This window comes from Escherichia sp. WS568 (assembly GCF_046486085.1).
In the GTDB taxonomy this organism is placed as follows: Bacteria; Pseudomonadota; Gammaproteobacteria; order Enterobacterales; family Enterobacteriaceae; genus Escherichia; species Escherichia coli.
Genome location: NZ_JBJQMC010000007.1, coordinates 23,114 through 40,184, shown reverse-complemented (window position 1 = coordinate 40,184; position 17,071 = coordinate 23,114). Strand labels below are relative to the sequence as shown.

The following is a 17,071-nucleotide window of genomic DNA, read 5'->3' as shown; positions in this document are numbered from 1 at the left end:
CATGACGGGCATACGCTTTCACTGACAGACGTCGACGGTTAAGTGTAAGATTATCCAAACAGAACTCAACGCAGGGCACTCAATGATGAATATCCGCACGCTTAAGCTCACTAATCTGGGGCGGTTTGAAGAACTTGAAGTTCATCTGGCTCCAGTGGAGGAGTTCAAGAGCAATGTGACCGTTTTTATTGGTAATAATGGTGCAGGTAAAACATCAATATTAAAATCGTTGGCAACCAGCCTGAGTTGGTTCGTTGCCCGAGTTCGTACTGAAAAAGGTAACGGTAGCCCTATTCCTGAAGACGCTATTCTGAACGGTAGGAGTTCGGCGACAATTGAACTTCAGGTACTGAATACGCATCCAGCGACGGAGGCCGCTACGCCCTACCGTTGGTTGCTTGCCAGAACGGCCAGTGGGAAAAAATCGACCACCGCCTCCAGCCTGCAAGAGGCCAGCCAATTGGCTGCGTTTTATCGAGATCAATACACCCAGAATAGCGGGGCATCCTTCCCGCTTATCGCCTTCTATCCCGTAGAACGTGTCGTGCTGGATGTGCCGTTGAAAATAAAAGAACGTCATAATTTTTTGCAACTGGATGGCTACGATAACGCCCTGAATCAGGGTATTGATTTCCGCCGTTTCTTTGAGTGGTTTCGCAATCGCGAAGATGCAGAAAATGAATCGGGCTTACCCCAAGACGTTCTGGATAAGCTCAGTACCAGGATAGATCTCGATAACACCGTCTTAAATGCATTAACGGCAATCATGGCCTCGTCCCGGGATCGCCAGTTGACCGCCGTCAGAACGGCCATTAGTCGCTTTATGCCAGGGTTCAGCAACTTACGCGTCAGGCGTAAACCTCGCCTGCATATGTCGATTGATAAAAATGGCCAGACACTGAATGTGCTGCAATTATCGCAGGGTGAAAAATCACTGATGGCGTTAGTCGGCGATATTGCTCGCCGCCTGGCAATGATGAACCCGATGTTAGAAAACCCGCTAAACGGCGAGGGAATTGTATTAATTGATGAAGTGGACATGCACCTGCATCCAACATGGCAGCGTACAATCATCCAGCGTCTGACGACAACATTCCCACATTGCCAGTTTGTCTTAACAACCCACTCTCCTTTAGTGATCAGTGATTACAAAGATGTGCTGGTTTATTCTCTGGATAATGGCGAATTAACGCAGCTCCCGTCTCTGTATGGGCAAGATGCGAATACTGTGCTTTTGAATGTGATGGATACGGATATTCGCAATGCGACAGTGGCAGAAAAACTTAACGATCTTTTGGATCTGATTCAGAAAAACGACTTTATCAACGCTAACGCTCTTCTGAATACGCTAAGCCTGGAACTTCCTGAAAACCATCTTGAACTGGTGAAAGCCAGAATGCTTCTGCGCAAACAGGAAATTAAACATGCGCGAAATAACTAAAGGGCAACCGCCGGCCAGTTTGCAACAGTGGGTGAGAGCAAAACCACGGGATAAAAATGCCAATCAGTGGTTTCAGGAACTTTATGCGCAAAAAAAATGGGATATCGTTGGCGATCTCAGCCAGCAGTGCGCTCAGGAGCAATTTTATCTCTGTGCTTATTGCTGCGATCGCGTGACAGGTACAAACCGCGATACCGTTAATGAACATGTCGAAGCCAGGGATTTAGCTCCTGCTCGCAGTCTGGAATTCACGAATATCGTTGCAAGCTGCAAAACAAAAGGCCAGTGTGACGACTCGCATAAGAACCAGCCATTGCTGTTAACGCCGCTTATGCCGGAATGTGAAACCGAGTTTATCTTCAAGATCAGTGGTCGAATTGAAGGGACGACGCCGAGAGCTATCGATGCGATTAAGGTACTCAACCTTGGCGATAGTGAACGTAATAATCGGGCATTGATTGAAAAACGTAAGCAGCTTTCCGACAGCCTTCTGTGGGCTAATGGCATTGACCCTTCAGAGGGGCTTGAGGATGACGACCTGCTGCAAGCGGTTATCGACGAATTACTCACCCCCGTCGACGGTTATCTGGCACCTTTCGCTCCCGTGGTGGCGAATATTCTAAAAAACTGGATGACCGCATGACATAACGGATGGCCGATACCCGACCATCCGTACCAGAGTCACTACAATTCATTCAATACATACTGAAAACGACACGTAGAATCAATCGGTTGTCGGCTACTGGTATTCACCTTCACCACAATATCGTGCAGTTGTTTATCCGTTACTGGATGACGTGTAGGGGAAACCGTTACTGTCGATTTATCGCAACCGTAAGAGGTAAAGGTTAACAGTTCCGAGACCACGCGGCAGTATGCTCCTCTGTTATCAAAAACGCTGCCATCACAGAGTTTGCCGTCTTGCATCAGGTAGGTCGAAAGCGTGGTGGTGATGGTCGAGCCATTGGACTGTAACTGCAACGCTTTACTATGGCTGACATAATTCTCATTCCACGAAATATCAAATGAAGTCACCGGAATCGTTGGGCATGCCGTAGCATGATCCGTTGGGCCAGTATATATTCCATATGCATGTTGATCTGATACCTCATAAAAAGAGGCGATCCACGGACAGCCATAATTGTCAGATTGAACGGTAACTTTAAATGTCTCATATGCGCATCGAAACAGCGTCGTATTTATCCCAGGGCAAAACGAGTTATCAGTGCTACTATAGTCAACAAGAGTCAACGTTGGCGCAGGGCCAGACCCCGTCCATGAAACGACCCTCGCGTCAGTGCCTATATACCCGGTAGTATTGTATACCCCATAGGCAACCTCGCCTGGGGTTAACACAGTGACATGTAAGGCTCCTGTGGTGAAACCTGCTCTCCCCATCCCATAGTAAATTTTCACACTATCAAAAGTTGCGCTGGTGAGTTTATCCCTGGCATAACTCTTTGGCGTACCTACACTCATTACGAGCAATATCAGGCTCGCGAAAAACATCATCCATTTTTTCATCTTAAAAATACTCAAAGGTTGCCGTCGCCGTGGCGCTGAAATCACCGGGCGTCACATCCCGCCCACTTTTTGTCTGTAACCAGGCATTGAAGTTGAGAGTGTTACTGCCCTGATTCAGCGGGAACGTCACGCCCGTCGTGTCGTTGATAGGCACCGCTGCGCCCGCCGCCGTTTCAATACCAATCCCGACCCCGGACGCTGACGATGAGGCGTCTATAGCCAGAAATCCGGGCAGTTCGCTGTCTTCCGTTCCCGCCAGCGTCACTCTGACGCTAAACAGCGTAGAGCTTTTGCAATCCTTCAACTGAAAGACCAGCGGCACTCGATCTGACTGCCCAAGATGCATTAAATCGCTGGCGGCAATGGTAGGAAATTGCACCTCCGCCAGCAGACTACCGTTGATCACCGGTGTACAGGATTTACCGAGCAGATTGCCGGTGAAGTGCAGGTTGTCGACCGCCGGAGCAGTACTGCTGCACAGTAACAGCAGACTGCTGATAAAAACCAACGCATGTTTTTTCGTCATTGGTAATCCACCTGTAACGTAGCCCAGGCTTCAAAGTTGGCCTCAGGCAAATCGACGCCGCTCTTTTTGACCGGTACCGCCGTTAACGCCGGCAAAGCCGTTTCATCCACCACCAGTGGCGTATTCAGCTTAAAGCTCTGCCCTGCCTGTTTAAGCCGAATCCCCAGGCCTGCGATGTCCGTGCTTACCGCCGCATCGTCAAAGTCGCTCTGCGTGCCGCTCCAGCTCAAGGTCATTTCCAGTAAAGGGTCACGAACCGGTGTATCGCAAGTAATGCGATACGGCACGATTTGCTCATAATTACTGCCGTTAATGTCGTCGATATTCACGTCCTGAAAGGTTAATTCAATGGTTTCACCGTCGCTAATGGTGCAGTTAGGCGGCTGCACTAAATAACCGTGAAAAGTGACATTTGAGAGCGCCATGGAGCAAAAGCCCCACAGCATAAGAAGTGAGATCCGTTTCATTGGTAATCCACCACAATGGTGGCGCTGGCGCTAAATTCCGCCGCCGTTAACGACGTGCCGCTCTGTTTCACCGGAACCGCTTCCAGCGCTGGTGCGCCCGAGGAGAAATTAAACGGCAGCCATGCGCCAGACGTTAAGTCGAGTATCGAACTATCGCTGGCCTTCTGAATCCGAATACCAAACCCAGGAATCCCCGTGCTGATCACCGTTTCACCGTTAATCACGACCGTTGCCGCCTGCATCTGTAGACGCAGGTCATCCATGGCCAGGTTGTTACAGACAAGCTTGTAATCAATGGGGCGCTTATAATTCACGCCACCAATTCTGGTAATGACAACATTACCGAACTCCACCTCCGCGCCCGTTACCGTACAAGGAGGCGGAGCATCAACAAGCACCCGTAAAATCATATCCACCGATTTGCTCCCTGCCGTCACGGAGCAACTACCGATGCAGCCCACCAGCAACCACGCCCACGATCCTTTCATCCTGGCTCTCCCGTTATCAGCCTTTGCTGCTTTGATCTTCATCCACCTTGCAGGTGTCCCCTTCACAGCGGAAGATCAGCGGCAGGCGCGCGCCGTAGTCGTTGATGTAGGTCAGCACCGGGGCGCTGTCCATTTTTGCCTTTAACGGCTGTGACGTTTTCGGCGACATCACCAGCGGTTTAAACCCGGCTGCGGTCGGCCCTTTCTTCTGTGTGCTGGCATCGCTGATGATGACGTGGTATGGCGTCGGGTTATTGACGGTATAGTCCTGGCCGCTGCGCGTGAGCGTCACCTTAAACTGCCACGGTTTTCTCATGTCAATCTTCTCCAGCGCCTTTGGTCGCCAGAACAGCTTGATGCGCGTTTGCAGGGCAATTTGCAGGGTGTTGGCTTTCCCGGTCTTTGGCGGGATCTCACGCACGTTGTAGTAGAACAGGCTTTCACGGTCAGATGGCAGCGTGTGAATGTCCGGCAGCGCCTGAATCTTCACCTGGCCGTTCATCATGGCGTCAATACGCTGCACCGGCGGCAGTACCGCCAGCGGCGAGGTGATTTTGTTGCCCTTCTCGTCTTCCAGCCAGCTTTGCGCCAGGTAAGGCAGCTTTTCGTTGTTGTTACGCAACGTCACGCTGATCGATTTATCGCTTTCGTTAAACACCAGACGGGTGCGGTCCGGGGTGACCGAGGCGTGCGCCGCCAGGCTGACGGTGGAAAGCAGTGCCGCCAGCGCCGTGCTGACGACCATTGAACTGGATAATTTATAAGACATTGATCGTTCCTTAATCAGATTATTGAGTAGCTGAAATTGACGTCGGCGCTTCCGTTGGTGTGACTTGCCGCGTCTGGTCCTGAATAACAGGCTTAATTTCTGGCGCTGAAGAATCAGGGGCTGCCGTTCCCTTTTGTTCACACGGCAACAACAGGCCGCTGAACAGATCGGCAGGTAGCGGCTTCGGCAATACGATCTCGCATTGTGCGCTGCCTTCCCAGAACACCGTCATATGCTCACCCGCATTGACTCCCGCCAGATAGACATTGCCTTCATCATCCACAATGCCAACCTGCTGCTGCTCGTCGTTTTTCACTTCCGCGCCAAACGGCGGGTAGCTGCCGTCACGCAACCGCAGTACCGCCATCGCTTTTTGCCCGCTGATCACTTTGAATTTGCGATAGCCAATTGCACCTTCCGTCAGGGTTGCCTGTACCACCGACTGGGTGGCTTCCGCATCTTCTGGCAGGTTGTTTAAATCGATATACGCCTGATTGCGATAGTAGTTGTTAATATCGGCGACCACCGCCTTGCCAAACATATTGGTGTACACCGGCGCGCCGTTGCTTTCGACCGGCACATTGGCAATCCCGTCGGCGTCAATCAGCAGGCGCGTACCGCCCATGCTTTGAGTGCGATGCAGCGCCCCACCATGCGCGGTCAGCGTTGCCCCGCCCTGTAAGGCGATCCCCGCCGAGCGGTATTCCCCCTCATGGTAGTTGGCGCTGAGATCAACCTTCGCCAGCGAGCCGTCGTGACTCAGATAACCATCCACGCTGCCGTGCTGTTCGCTGGTACCGACGTTAACCTGGTAGTGCGTTGCGTCATCAACGCGCTTAAAGTAACCGACCTGGCTGCTGTCCGACCCGCTGCCGTAGGAACCGTTGTAGGTCACGGTGCTGCTGTCGCTCCACGGAATGCTCATGCTGAGGTACATCCCCTTATCCGCGTTATCGTCATATTCGTAGCGATAGCCGGTCACCGAGATGCTCACGTTGCGAATGCTCCCCATATTAAAATAGTGGGAAAACATCAGGTTATAGTTTGTCTGTTCCGGGCGATCCCAGTAAGTACGATGGGAGTAGTTGAGATAGATCGAGACACCCGCAGCGGCAAAGTTCTGGTTATAGGTGATCGTATACATCTCTTTGTCGTTACCGGTCCGCGCCATGTCCGACTGGTTCGCGTCCAGATACTCGCTCATGGTCATGAAGTTCTTTTCAGAAAAACGGTAGCCTGCAAAGGTGACGCGGCTGTTGAGTTCGTCAAAGTCTTTGGCATAGCTCACGCGAAAGGAGTTGCCGTCCAGTTTTCCTTTGCCGTATGCGCTGTCATGATCCAGGTTGACGTGCGAGTGAGTCACATCGAACGCCAGCGCGCCAAACTGTGCGAGGTCGCGCCCCACCCCCATCGCCGCCGACTGGTAGTGTTCATCTGCCAGCGCGCCACCGTAGAGCGACCAGCCATCTGCCACCCCCCATGACGCTTCTCCGCCGGAGAAAAAGCCGCCTTCGGTCTTGTGGTTCCAGTCTTCCGGACGCCCCATCATCACTTTGTAACGCACCTGCCCCTGGCGCGTGAGGAATGGCATAGATGCGGTCGTAACGTCATATTCCTGCACCTGACCATTCTGTTCTTCAACGCGGACGTGCAGTGTGCCGGAGACGGAGTCGCCGATATCCTGAATGCGGAATGGCCCGGCGGGAACCTGGGTTTCGTAAAGTACCCGGCCCATCTGGCTAATGGTGACTTTTGCACTGCTGTGCGCCACGCCGGAGACATCCGGCGCATAGCCGCGCAGGTTGGGCGGCAGCATCTGGTCATCGGTGCTGACGCTGCTGCCAATATAGTTAAAGCCGTCGAAAATATCGGAATTGAGATAATCTTCCCCCAGCGACAGCTTCGCTTTTAAAGAGGGTAAGGCCCGCCAGGCGTAATAACGGCTCCAGTCCCAGTTTTTGCTCGTTGTACTGTTACTGCTGTCATCGTCGTCATCGTTGCTGCGGGTGTGCTGATAATCACTTTGCCAGTCTGCGCGGAAACGCCATGCCCCCAGGTTCGCCCCAACGGTACCGTTGCCGCTGATATCATGTGAGTCCTCGCCACCCTGCTCCTGGTGGCGGGTTTGCGCATTGAGGCTGTAGTCGGCAATCAGGCCAGGAATACCGTCGTCCCAGCGTGAGGGTGGGTCCCAGTCGCTGCTGGTATATTCGAGATAAGCCTGTGGCACTGTCAGCAGCAACGCCGACTGGCTTAAATCATTCTCGACTTCCATCCCATCTAATTGCCCCGGTTTAAGGCATTCATCGTTGTGCGTCCACTGCAGGCTTTTTGCTATCCCTTCTTTCAGCCCCAGCGCCGCCACTAACTCAGGTGTCAGGCAGGCATACGTTTTTGTTGGATCGTTTTCAGAAACATACCAGTTAATGTCGTATTCATCAGAAAGGGGTTGTTTATTTATAAATACACGTAAATTATATTTTCCCGCGTCGACATACCCTTTTTTTGAAAACTTACCGAGATCAATTTTCGTGTCGCCCTTTAACTCAAGGAAACGGGGGTCAAATTGAATGGAATCATCAGCCCATGCATTGACTGATCCACCTGAGATTGCCAGCGCAATATAGCAGGCGATTCCCCGCAGCCGAAAATTTGAGTGATTAGGCATACACATATCCGTTTGTGAAACAGTCGTAAATCTGTTGCGTGTTGAAAAACCCCACAGCAGAACGCTGTGGGGTTGTCACATCAGAGATAGGTAATCTGGAATGTGGTCAGGGTTTCGAACTGGCCGAGATCCGGCGCTTCGGTTTCACCCACCAGCCAGGCTTTAAAGTTCAGCGTTTGCTTGTCTTTACCTTTGCTGGTTGAAGCATCCATCACGATTGGCTGAACAATCTTTTCGCCCACTTTATAACCTTTGCCATGGGTATCGCCGATCACCAGGCTCACATTCTTCATGGCAACACCGCTGTCAACGTTGAATAACGCATAGTTATCTGTGTTGGCTGGCCCCGCGTAGTTAGTACCGGTGAACGTGGTCTCCATGTTTGTTTCAGTGGAAAACACGCAGTCCTGTAAACGGATCTGGAAATCTTTCGGTGTGGTGGTGCCACCGCCGGTCAGTTTAGCCGCACCGATGTCACCCATATCGACTTCCAGTTTGTGATCGTCTGGAACGATAGAGCACGGGGAGTCTTCAATGGTGCCGTAGAAGCGCGCGGTACCGTTGTTGCCTGCTGCAAATGCAGAACTGGAAACAACTGCGCCCATGACCATCGCCGCAGCAATGGCTGTTTTGGCAAACTTACTCATTATTTGTCCTTAAATCATTAAGAGTTATAATATAAACACCTGACATAAAATTAATATATATTATGCCCGATATTTATAGTTAGCCATTGAACATATACACTCCAATATAATCATAGAATGTAAACAAGTATTCTCTGGTGTGTCTGTATGTTGGTCTTATCTATAAAAAAACTCAATTTAGTAATACTTAAACACTTTATGTAGATTTTATTAATTAATACATCTACAAAATACTTTCACCACTTTCCAACAAAAAAACATGCGAATTATCAACAAAAAAACAAACTATTATAATCAACAAAAATGAATTGCTTATAAAGCACACTAAAAAAAATTATAATGACCTTACCATCATTTATTGCTAAAATTTAATATTAATTAAATCAATAAATATATATTCAAGACACAAAACCATTATCTTCTTTATTTTATTACGGGATTCAATAATGGGAAAATATAATAACTATCGAGAGTTGTTAAATATTAACAACATTTAGACAAGAAAAAGAATGATTGTATGACGGAGAAACTGCCCGGTGTACGCGCACGCAACCGGGCATTGATTGCTTAAATTGCTTTTGCCATCTTCAAATTACAAGGGCTCATTTGCCAGTTGAATTGGCCTTTTCCGCTTTCATCAAGCGTTACGCTGGCAATCGCTGACGTGGTAAACATAGGCGGCGTTTCGCCCGGACATAACTCGGCAACCAGATACCCGACTAAGGGTAAGTGGGAGATCACCAGTACCGAAGCAACACCTTCATTGGTCAACGCCTGCAAATAGGCACTGACCAGACCAACATCGCCGCAGGGTGTTAACTCCGGCAGAACTTCTGCACTGGAAGGCAGGTTCAGACAATCCCCTACTTCTTCAAGTGTTTGCTCGGCTCGCAGGAACGGGCTCACCAGAACGCGTTCGATTTCCACTTTTTGACCTTTCAGCCAGTTCGCCATCAGGCGAGATTCGTCACAACCGTTAGTAGTCAGAGGACGAACCGAATCACTGGCGGCATCGAGGGCTGCGTCGCCGTGACGCATGATAAAAACTTGCATATTGCACCGCTTTTGTTAACCAGATTCGCCCGTTTTCTTTCATCTGAAACCAGAGAAAGAAAACGGTGGCCGGCATTGTGCCTTATCCATTCACCGAATGAAACGCTGTTTTTTACCTCAATGGCGTAAGTATAGTCAATATGCGTTTACATTTTGAGCAACACTCCGCCATTCAGCGCGGATTCATATAGCTTTGACCTGCTTATTGCAGGTCAGTTGCAGTTGTTTTCCAAAAACTTTCCCCACGCTTGCTCATCTCGACTAAACGCTCGCAAGGGGTAAAACGGGAACCATACTGCGTGGCCAGTCGTTGCATTATTGCAACCACTTCGCCTGCGCCGAGAGAATCGATATAGCGGAACGGTCCACCGAGAAATGGCGGAAAACCAATGCCAAATACCGCGCCAATATCCCCGTCACGTACGCTACGGATAACCTGCTCGTCCAGACAACGTACTGCTTCATTCAGCATCAACATCACACACCGTTCAGCAACCTGCGGTGCGGAGAGTCGCCCCTGCCCTTGTGCGCCAATGAGCGGGTAAATGGCGGGATCGACCTGTTTTTTGCTTTTACGCCCTTTCTGACCATAAAGATAGAAACCCCGACCATTTTTTCTGCCTTTGCGATCGTCGTTCAAAATTGAAGAAACAACATTTGCAGGCGCGCTAAAACGTTCTCCATAAGCGGCTTCCAGTACAGGAATAATTTTAGTCCCGGTGTCGATTCCTACCTCATCCAAAAGTTGGATTGGGCCTACCGGAAAACCAAATTTCACCAGCGCGGCATCGATATGCTCAATACGCTCGCCTTCGGTCAACATGCGGATAGCTTCATTGATGTAAGGCGCTAAGATGCGATTGACGTAAAACCCGGCTTTGTCACGCACGACAATTGGCGTTTTGCCCTGTTTTTTCGCCAGTTTTACCGTGGTGGCGATGGTTTGCGCCGATGTACTCGCATGAGGAATAATCTCCACCAGCGGCATTTTTTCCACCGGACTGAAGAAATGCAGGCCAATAACTTGCTCAGGTCGCGCGGCGTGAGCGGCGATATCGCCAATCGGTAAAGATGACGTGTTCGAAGCAAAGATGGTATGAGTAGCGCAATTTTGCTCCACTTCCGCCACCATCTGTTGTTTTAATTCGAGATTTTCAAACACCGCTTCAATAATCAGATCGCGATGGGCAAAGCCGCAATAGTCCGTCGTTCCGGAGATTAAAGCCAGCTGTTTGTCACGTTCGCTGGCTTTGAGATGACGACGGCGAACTTTGCCCTCCAGCTGATCCCAACTGTACTTCAGCGCATGATTTATGCCCTGCGGGTTGATATCTTTAATTCTGACCGAAAGCCCCGCTTTACAAGCAGTGACATAAGCAATACCGCCGCCCATCAAGCCACCACCGAGAATCCCCACGCTGTTTAATGGCGCAGGCGGCGCATCACTGCCGGAATCTTTCTTCACTTCCGTACTGGCAAAAAAGATATTGCGCAGCGCCTGCGATTGCGGCGTCATCGCCAGTTCGCCAAACGCCCGTGCTTCAGCGTCATAGCCGCTACTGGTGCCCTGCGCTAATCCCGTTTCGACAACCTCCAGGATGCGTTCTGTCGCCGGATAGTTACCCTGAGTTTTGTGTTCTGTTTTCTTGCCGACCATTTTGAACAGCAGCGCACGACCTAACGGCCCCGCCAGAATACGCTCGCGTACAGGTAGAGGGCGTGAAGATGGACGATCCTGCTTTGCCAGCTCAACAGCGGCTTCCAGTAAAATGGATTGCGGAACGACGTCATCCACCAGCCCCAGCTTTAATGCCTGTTTCGCCCGAAGTTGTTTTCCAGTGAGGATCATCTCCAATGCTGTGCTGACACCTATCAGGCGCGGTAAACGCTGGGTGCCGCCTGAACCGGGTAATAATCCAAGTTGTACTTCAGGCAAACCGAGCACCGTTTTAGCATCATCAGTACACACGCGACCGTGGCACGCCAGCGCCAACTCCAGACCACCGCCCAGGCAAGCGCCATGAATAGCCGCGATAACCGGAACGGGCAAAGCATGAATCTCCGCCATTAACTGTTGCCCCTGCCGCGCCAGTACTTCCGCTTCTTGCGCCGTTTTGCAGTTGCCGATCATGTTGATGTCTGCGCCAGCAATGAAGTTGTCTGGTTTCGCGGAGACAAACACCACGCCACGCAACTCTTTGTTTTCACGGAGTTGCTTAATAATGGCGCGTACCTGCGAGGCAAATTCCGCCTTCAGGGTATTCATTTTCTCACCCGGTACGTCGATGGTGATGATAGCAATGTTGTCCAGACGAACATTAAGAGTAAACGCTGATGCCATTTCCATTATTCCGCCTCCACAACCATTGCCGCGCCAAGCCCACCCGCAGCACAGGCGGTCACTAAACCAAATCCACCGCCGCGACGGCGAAGTTCATGCAATGTCTGGGTAATCATCCGCGCGCCGGTCGCCGCGAAGGGATGCCCGTAAGCAATCGAACCGCCAAGCACGTTAAATTTGCTATCGTCCACTTCGCCAGTGGCATGTGCACGCCCCAGTACATCACGAGCAAAACGTTCGCTACCCAGCAACTGAATATTCGCCAGTGTCTGAGCTGCAAAGGCTTCGTGCATATCGATCAAGGTCAGATCGCTCATCGTCAATCCGGCCCGTTCCAGCGCCAGCGGCGTTGACCAGGCCGGACCGAGCAACATGTCCTGCCAGACATCTATCGCAGTAAATGCGTAACTGCGCAGATACCCCAGCGGTACCAGCCCTAATTCTTTCGCCCGCGATTCAGTCATCAGGATCACCGCTGCCGCGCCATCGGTCAGCGGTGTACTGTTTGCTGCCGTTACCGTCCCGTGTTTGCGATCAAACGCCGGACGCAGCTTTGCGTAATCAGCAAGCGTGGAATTACCGCGAATATTGTTGTCTTCGGCAAGCGGTTGTTTATAAGGAGGGATAAAGGCAGTCATCACCTCTTCTTTGAGTTTACCGTCTGACCACGCCTGAGCGGCTCGCTGATGCGAACGGTGCGCTAATGCATCTTGCTGTTCTCGGGTGATGCCGTAGGTTTTCGCCATTTGCTCTGCGGTGTCCCCCATCCGCAAGCCGGTAGAATATTCTGCTACCGCAGGCGGTACGGGCATTAAGTCACGCAAACGTAAGCGAGAAAAAAGTTTCAGGCGCTGGCTCATTGTGCGGGCTTTGTTGACATCAACCAGCACGCGCGCCAGTTTTTTGCTAACGCCAATGGGCAATACGGAAGAGGAATCGGCCCCACCGGCAATCCCCGCGCGAATAGTTCCCGCCATCAGACTTTCTGCGACGTTTGCAATCGCCTGGAAACTGGTAGCGCAAGCGCGGCTGACGCTGTAAGCATCGGTATGGACATTCATTCCGGTGCCAAGAACAATTTCACGCGCAATGTTGGGGGCTTCCGGCATCTGAACGACCTGACCAAAGACCAGTTGTTCAATCACTTCGGCGGGAATTTCGCTGCGTGCTAGTAGTTCGCCTACCACCATCTTCCCTAAATCAACCGCGGGAATGCCATGAAAAGCCGTCGCCTGGCGGGCAAAAGGCGTACGTAAACCGCTAACAATGGCGATACGATCGCCCAGGCGGGTAACCAGCGGTAAAACCTGACCCATAACACTCCCCTGTAAAATAATAAATAAAGTGGTCTGACCTGATCATAGTCTTAACCATTTTTTTACATTTAGCCAAGTGGAGAAAAGGGAAAGTGGGAGCTATGACACAGAGAGAAAAGTAGAAGAGAAAATAAAACGCCCCCGCCAGGAACTGACAGGGGCGTATATACCCGAGAGGAATTAACGCAGACCCAGCTGGAAGATCAGCATTTCAGCTTCGCAGGCAAAAGTGAAATCGATATCCAGGCGCACACCGTCAGACTCTTCAGTGAAAGTCGGGGTGATTTTGCACGGTTCGGATTCCACGCTACGGGCTTTTTCAGTCAGCGCCGCCAGCGTTTGTTCTGCTTCTGCGCGGTTTGCAAACACGCGGCTATAAGACGCGGTGCAGTCGGAGTTGTCCATAATGGTGCCAACATCCATACAGCAGCAAACCGGGGTTTCATCAGCACTACATTTACTCATCGTTGATTTCCTCTGTATGTGCACCCAAGGTGCCAGATAAACGTTGTGGATATTTTACGCTTCCGGAAAGTGCTGCTCCAGTTGTTAATTCTGCAAAATCGGATAAGTGACCGAAATCACACTTAAAAATGATCTAAAACAAAATTCACCCGAATCCATGAGTGCGCCACCTCCAAATTTTGCCAGCTGGATCGCGTTTCTTAGATCATATTTGAAAAAAGATAGAAACATACTTGCAACATTCCAGCTGGTCCGACCTATACTCTCGCCACTGGTCTGATTTCTAAGATGTACCTCAGACCCTACACTTCGCGCTCCTGTTACAGCACGTAACATAGTTTGTATAAAAATAAATCATTGAGGTTATGGTCATGAGCCAGAAAACCCTGTTTACAAAGTCTGCTCTCGCAGTCGCAGTGGCACTTATCTCCACCCAGGCCTGGTCGGCAGGCTTTCAGTTAAACGAATTTTCTTCCTCTGGCCTGGGCCGGGCTTATTCAGGGGAAGGCGCAATTGCCGATGATGCAGGTAACGTTAGCCGTAACCCCGCATTGATTACCATGTTTGACCGCCCGACATTTTCTGCGGGTGCGGTTTATATTGATCCGGATGTAAATATCAGCGGAACGTCTCCATCTGGCCGTAGCCTGAAAGCCGATAACATCGCACCTACGGCATGGGTTCCGAACATGCACTTTGTTGCACCGATTAACGACCAATTTGGTTGGGGCGCTTCTATTACCTCTAACTATGGCCTGGCAACAGAGTTTAACGATACTTATGCAGGCGGCTCTGTCGGGGGTACAACCGACCTTGAAACCATGAACCTGAACTTAAGCGGTGCGTATCGCTTAAATAATGCATGGAGCTTTGGTCTTGGTTTCAACGCCGTCTACGCTCGCGCGAAAATTGAACGTTTCGCAGGCGATCTGGGGCAGCTGGTTGCTGGTCAGATTATGCAATCTCCTGCCAGGCAGACTCCTCAGGGGCAAGCATTAGCAGCTACCGCCAACGGCATCGACAGTAATACCAAAATCGCTCACCTGAACGGTAACCAGTGGGGCTTTGGCTGGAACGCCGGGATCCTGTACGAACTGGATAAAAACAACCGCTACGCATTGACCTACCGCTCTGAAGTGAAAATTGACTTCAAGGGTAACTACAGCAGCGATCTTAACCCGGCTTTTAATAACTACGGTTTGCCAATTCCTACCGCGACAGGTGGCGCAACGCAGTCGGGTTATCTGACGCTGAACCTGCCTGAAATGTGGGAAGTGTCGGGTTATAACCGTGTTGATCCGCAGTGGGCAATTCACTATAGCCTGGCTTACACCAGCTGGAGTCAGTTCCAGCAGCTGAAAGCGACCTCAACGAGTGGCGACACGCTGTTCCAGAAACATGAAGGCTTTAAAGATGCTTACCGCATCGCGTTGGGAACCACTTATTACTACGATGATAACTGGACCTTCCGTACCGGTATCGCCTTTGATGACAGCCCAGTTCCGGCACAGAATCGTTCTATCTCCATTCCGGACCAGGACCGTTTCTGGCTGAGTGCAGGTACGACTTACGCATTTAATAAAGATGCTTCAGTCGATGTTGGTGTTTCTTATATGCACGGTCAGAGCGTGAAAATTAACGAAGGCCCATACCAGTTCGAGTCTGAAGGTAAAGCCTGGCTGTTCGGTACTAACTTTAACTACGCGTTCTGATAACGCGTTCGCCTGGATAAAGTCACCTGCTATGCAGGTGACTTTAACTCCCACACTTCAACGAAAGTTGTTTCCTCATTGCTTGCCTCCTGAGTTTTGCAAACAGCCTGATGGTAGCTTGCCCTTTCAAATCATTAAGTGGTATCCACAGACAAACCTGAAGGGAAAGGCATATTTTCAGGCGTTCTGCTCGTCTTTCTCAAAGAGTTTACTTTTCTGAATTTCCAGGATACTCAAACCACCCTGGCTATTGTGCGCTCATACACTCAAATTAAAGATAGGGTCTAAATAAATGAGCGTTTTTTGATAGTCTATTTTATTAGGTAATATATATTTGTAACAAATCAATCAACATGGAATAAAATCATGCTACCATCTATTTCAATCAACAATACCAGCGCAGCTTACACAGAATCCATCAATGAAAATAACAATGATGAAGTTAATATATTAGTACAAGAGCTCAAAAACCTTTTTAATGGTAAGCAAGGAATAAGCACCTGTGTTAAACATCTACTTGCGCTTATAAAAAACGCCATACGAGGAAACGACAATCCTGATAGATTTAATATTAATAATTCCTCAGTTACTTATATTGATATTGGCTCCAATGATACAGACTATATTACTATTGGTATCGATAACCAAGAAACAATAAAATTACTTGCGAGCTATAAAGACAAAGAACTCGTCCGTGCTATCATTAATGACAACATAGTTGAGAAGACTCATGATGATATAAATAATGCTGACTTTACTGATGGTAGTATCGTTGTTAGTGGTAATGAGGGTGCTATTGACTCCAATGATACAGCCGATATTACTAGTGGTATCTATAATCAAGAACCAATAAAATCACCTACGAACGATGAAAACAAAAAAGTCGGCCAAACCATCATCCATGAAAATGTAGTAGAGAATACTCATGATATCAATAAGAAGGAAATGATCTTCAGCGCATTAAAAGAAATATATGATGGAGATCCTGGTTTTATCTTCGATAAGATATCACAAAAACTCAGACATACGATAACGGAATTTGATGAGAATGGGAAAAGCGAACCAACGGACTTATTTACCTGGTACGGTAAAGATAAAAAAGGCGATTCTCTCGCTATTGTAATTAAAAATAAAAACGGAAATGATTACTTATCTCTCGGTTACTATGATCAGGACGACTACCACATTCAAAGAGGAATTCGTATTAATGGTGATAGTCTCACCCAATATTGTAGTGAAAAAGCCAGGAATGCTTCAGCGTGGTTTGAAAGCAGTAAAGCTATCATGGCAGAATCATTTGCAACAGGTTCCGATCATCAGGTTGTAAACGAGCTCAACGGGGAAAGACTGAGAGAGCCAAACGAAGTTTTTAAACGTTTAGGTCGAGCAATAAGATATAATTTTCAAGTGGACGATGCAAAATTTAGACGCGATAATGTAAAAGAAATAATTTCTACTTTAGTCGATAACGAAGTTGACCGTTCTCAAAATAAATATGACCACTTTAAGGAAATCGAAGATAAAGTTGAAAAAAGGCTTCAAAATCGCCAGGCTAAATATCAAAATGAAATTAATCAACTATCTGCATTGGATGTTAATTTTGATGATAATTAAAATTGTCCAGTTTTTTTGATTTTTCAACGTCTGAATATCG

The 17,071-nt window shown here is 49.2% G+C and carries 15 protein-coding genes; 4 read left to right on the top strand and 11 right to left on the bottom strand.

What is annotated here, in order from left to right; translation table 11 throughout:
* The first annotated feature begins 82 nt into the window (after window positions 1-82).
* Both ACJHWR_RS09805 and ACJHWR_RS09800 read left to right on the top strand, forming a co-directional pair.
* A complete protein-coding gene (locus ACJHWR_RS09805; protein ID WP_000981121.1) occupies window positions 83-1,441 on the top strand; it encodes an AAA family ATPase in 1,359 nt (452 codons plus the stop codon).
* Entirely contained in the window at window positions 1,425-2,084 is a 660-nt protein-coding gene (locus tag ACJHWR_RS09800) for a hypothetical protein (RefSeq protein WP_001206999.1), read from the top strand. Before ACJHWR_RS09805 ends, ACJHWR_RS09800 begins: the two co-directional genes overlap by 17 nt.
* 41 nt (window positions 2,085-2,125) lie before the next feature.
* On the opposite strand, the gene ACJHWR_RS09795 is transcribed toward ACJHWR_RS09800, so the two are convergent.
* The 11 genes from ACJHWR_RS09795 to ACJHWR_RS09745 form a co-directional block, all read right to left on the bottom strand.
* Window positions 2,126-2,965, bottom strand: a complete 840-nt coding sequence (locus ACJHWR_RS09795) for a StfH/YfcO family fimbrial adhesin (protein WP_012311634.1) — start codon at window positions 2,963-2,965, stop codon at window positions 2,126-2,128.
* 1 nt (window position 2,966) lies between these two features.
* A complete protein-coding gene (locus tag ACJHWR_RS09790; RefSeq protein ID WP_000162156.1) occupies window positions 2,967-3,491 on the bottom strand; it encodes a fimbrial protein in 525 nt (174 codons plus the stop codon).
* Window positions 3,488-3,958 (bottom strand): fimbrial protein, encoded by a 471-nt coding sequence (locus ACJHWR_RS09785; protein ID WP_000822661.1) that lies wholly within the window; start codon window positions 3,956-3,958, stop codon window positions 3,488-3,490. Before ACJHWR_RS09785 ends, ACJHWR_RS09790 begins: the two co-directional genes overlap by 4 nt.
* Complete coding sequence (locus tag ACJHWR_RS09780; RefSeq protein ID WP_000678931.1) at window positions 3,955-4,446, bottom strand: fimbrial protein; 492 nt, start codon at window positions 4,444-4,446, stop codon at window positions 3,955-3,957. The genes ACJHWR_RS09785 and ACJHWR_RS09780 overlap by 4 nt, the downstream gene beginning before the upstream one ends.
* A gap of 16 nt (window positions 4,447-4,462) precedes the next feature.
* The gene (locus ACJHWR_RS09775; RefSeq protein WP_000120674.1) at window positions 4,463-5,215 is read right to left on the bottom strand and encodes a fimbria/pilus periplasmic chaperone; all 753 of its coding nucleotides are present in this window, start codon (window positions 5,213-5,215) and stop codon (window positions 4,463-4,465) included.
* A 19-nt stretch (window positions 5,216-5,234) separates the two neighbouring features.
* Window positions 5,235-7,883, bottom strand: a complete 2,649-nt coding sequence (locus tag ACJHWR_RS09770; RefSeq protein ID WP_012311581.1) for a fimbrial biogenesis outer membrane usher protein — start codon at window positions 7,881-7,883, stop codon at window positions 5,235-5,237.
* An 80-nt stretch (window positions 7,884-7,963) separates the two neighbouring features.
* Window positions 7,964-8,530: a fimbrial protein gene (locus tag ACJHWR_RS09765; protein WP_000032634.1), complete on the bottom strand. Its 567-nt coding sequence runs from the start codon at window positions 8,528-8,530 to the stop codon at window positions 7,964-7,966.
* Between the two features lie 567 nt (window positions 8,531-9,097).
* Window positions 9,098-9,583 (bottom strand): phosphohistidine phosphatase SixA, encoded by a 486-nt coding sequence (gene sixA, locus ACJHWR_RS09760; RefSeq protein WP_001195818.1) that lies wholly within the window; start codon window positions 9,581-9,583, stop codon window positions 9,098-9,100.
* A 202-nt stretch (window positions 9,584-9,785) separates the two neighbouring features.
* Entirely contained in the window at window positions 9,786-11,930 is a 2,145-nt protein-coding gene (gene fadJ / locus ACJHWR_RS09755) for a fatty acid oxidation complex subunit alpha FadJ (protein ID WP_000425025.1), read from the bottom strand.
* Window positions 11,930-13,240 carry an acetyl-CoA C-acyltransferase FadI gene (gene fadI, locus ACJHWR_RS09750; RefSeq protein ID WP_000531913.1) on the bottom strand — a complete coding sequence of 437 codons (1,311 nt, stop codon included), beginning with the start codon at window positions 13,238-13,240 and terminating at the stop codon, window positions 11,930-11,932. The genes fadJ and fadI overlap by 1 nt, the downstream gene beginning before the upstream one ends.
* A 180-nt stretch (window positions 13,241-13,420) precedes the next feature.
* On the bottom strand, window positions 13,421-13,705 hold the full coding sequence (locus tag ACJHWR_RS09745) for a YfcZ/YiiS family protein (protein WP_001296261.1): 285 nt from the start codon (window positions 13,703-13,705) through the stop codon (window positions 13,421-13,423).
* A gap of 371 nt (window positions 13,706-14,076) precedes the next feature.
* On the opposite strand from ACJHWR_RS09745, the gene fadL reads away from it, so the two are divergent.
* Together fadL and ACJHWR_RS09735 are read left to right on the top strand one after the other, a co-directional pair.
* Complete coding sequence (gene fadL, locus ACJHWR_RS09740) at window positions 14,077-15,417, top strand: long-chain fatty acid transporter FadL (protein WP_001361541.1); 1,341 nt, start codon at window positions 14,077-14,079, stop codon at window positions 15,415-15,417.
* Between the two features lie 366 nt (window positions 15,418-15,783).
* The gene (locus tag ACJHWR_RS09735) at window positions 15,784-17,031 is read left to right on the top strand and encodes a hypothetical protein (protein ID WP_000937808.1); all 1,248 of its coding nucleotides are present in this window, start codon (window positions 15,784-15,786) and stop codon (window positions 17,029-17,031) included.
* Window positions 17,032-17,071 lie beyond the last annotated feature (40 nt).

Excerpts from the sequence above, each read along its gene's own strand:
- ACJHWR_RS09770 (WP_012311581.1), bottom strand. The coding sequence starts at position 7,883 with ATGCCTAATCACTCAAATTTTCGGCTGCGGGGAATCGCCTGCTATATT.
- ACJHWR_RS09790 (WP_000162156.1), bottom strand. The coding sequence starts at position 3,491 with ATGACGAAAAAACATGCGTTGGTTTTTATCAGCAGTCTGCTGTTACTG.
- ACJHWR_RS09785 (WP_000822661.1), bottom strand. The coding sequence starts at position 3,958 with ATGAAACGGATCTCACTTCTTATGCTGTGGGGCTTTTGCTCCATGGCG.
- ACJHWR_RS09745 (WP_001296261.1), bottom strand. The coding sequence starts at position 13,705 with ATGAGTAAATGTAGTGCTGATGAAACCCCGGTTTGCTGCTGTATGGAT.
- ACJHWR_RS09805 (WP_000981121.1), top strand. The coding sequence starts at position 83 with ATGATGAATATCCGCACGCTTAAGCTCACTAATCTGGGGCGGTTTGAA.
- ACJHWR_RS09775 (WP_000120674.1), bottom strand. The coding sequence starts at position 5,215 with ATGTCTTATAAATTATCCAGTTCAATGGTCGTCAGCACGGCGCTGGCG.
- fadI (WP_000531913.1), bottom strand. The coding sequence starts at position 13,240 with ATGGGTCAGGTTTTACCGCTGGTTACCCGCCTGGGCGATCGTATCGCC.
- ACJHWR_RS09780 (WP_000678931.1), bottom strand. The coding sequence starts at position 4,446 with ATGAAAGGATCGTGGGCGTGGTTGCTGGTGGGCTGCATCGGTAGTTGC.
- ACJHWR_RS09735 (WP_000937808.1), top strand. The coding sequence starts at position 15,784 with ATGCTACCATCTATTTCAATCAACAATACCAGCGCAGCTTACACAGAA.
- ACJHWR_RS09765 (WP_000032634.1), bottom strand. The coding sequence starts at position 8,530 with ATGAGTAAGTTTGCCAAAACAGCCATTGCTGCGGCGATGGTCATGGGC.
- fadJ (WP_000425025.1), bottom strand. The coding sequence starts at position 11,930 with ATGGAAATGGCATCAGCGTTTACTCTTAATGTTCGTCTGGACAACATT.
- sixA (WP_001195818.1), bottom strand. The coding sequence starts at position 9,583 with ATGCAAGTTTTTATCATGCGTCACGGCGACGCAGCCCTCGATGCCGCC.
- fadL (WP_001361541.1), top strand. The coding sequence starts at position 14,077 with ATGAGCCAGAAAACCCTGTTTACAAAGTCTGCTCTCGCAGTCGCAGTG.
- ACJHWR_RS09800 (WP_001206999.1), top strand. The coding sequence starts at position 1,425 with ATGCGCGAAATAACTAAAGGGCAACCGCCGGCCAGTTTGCAACAGTGG.
- ACJHWR_RS09795 (WP_012311634.1), bottom strand. The coding sequence starts at position 2,965 with ATGAAAAAATGGATGATGTTTTTCGCGAGCCTGATATTGCTCGTAATG.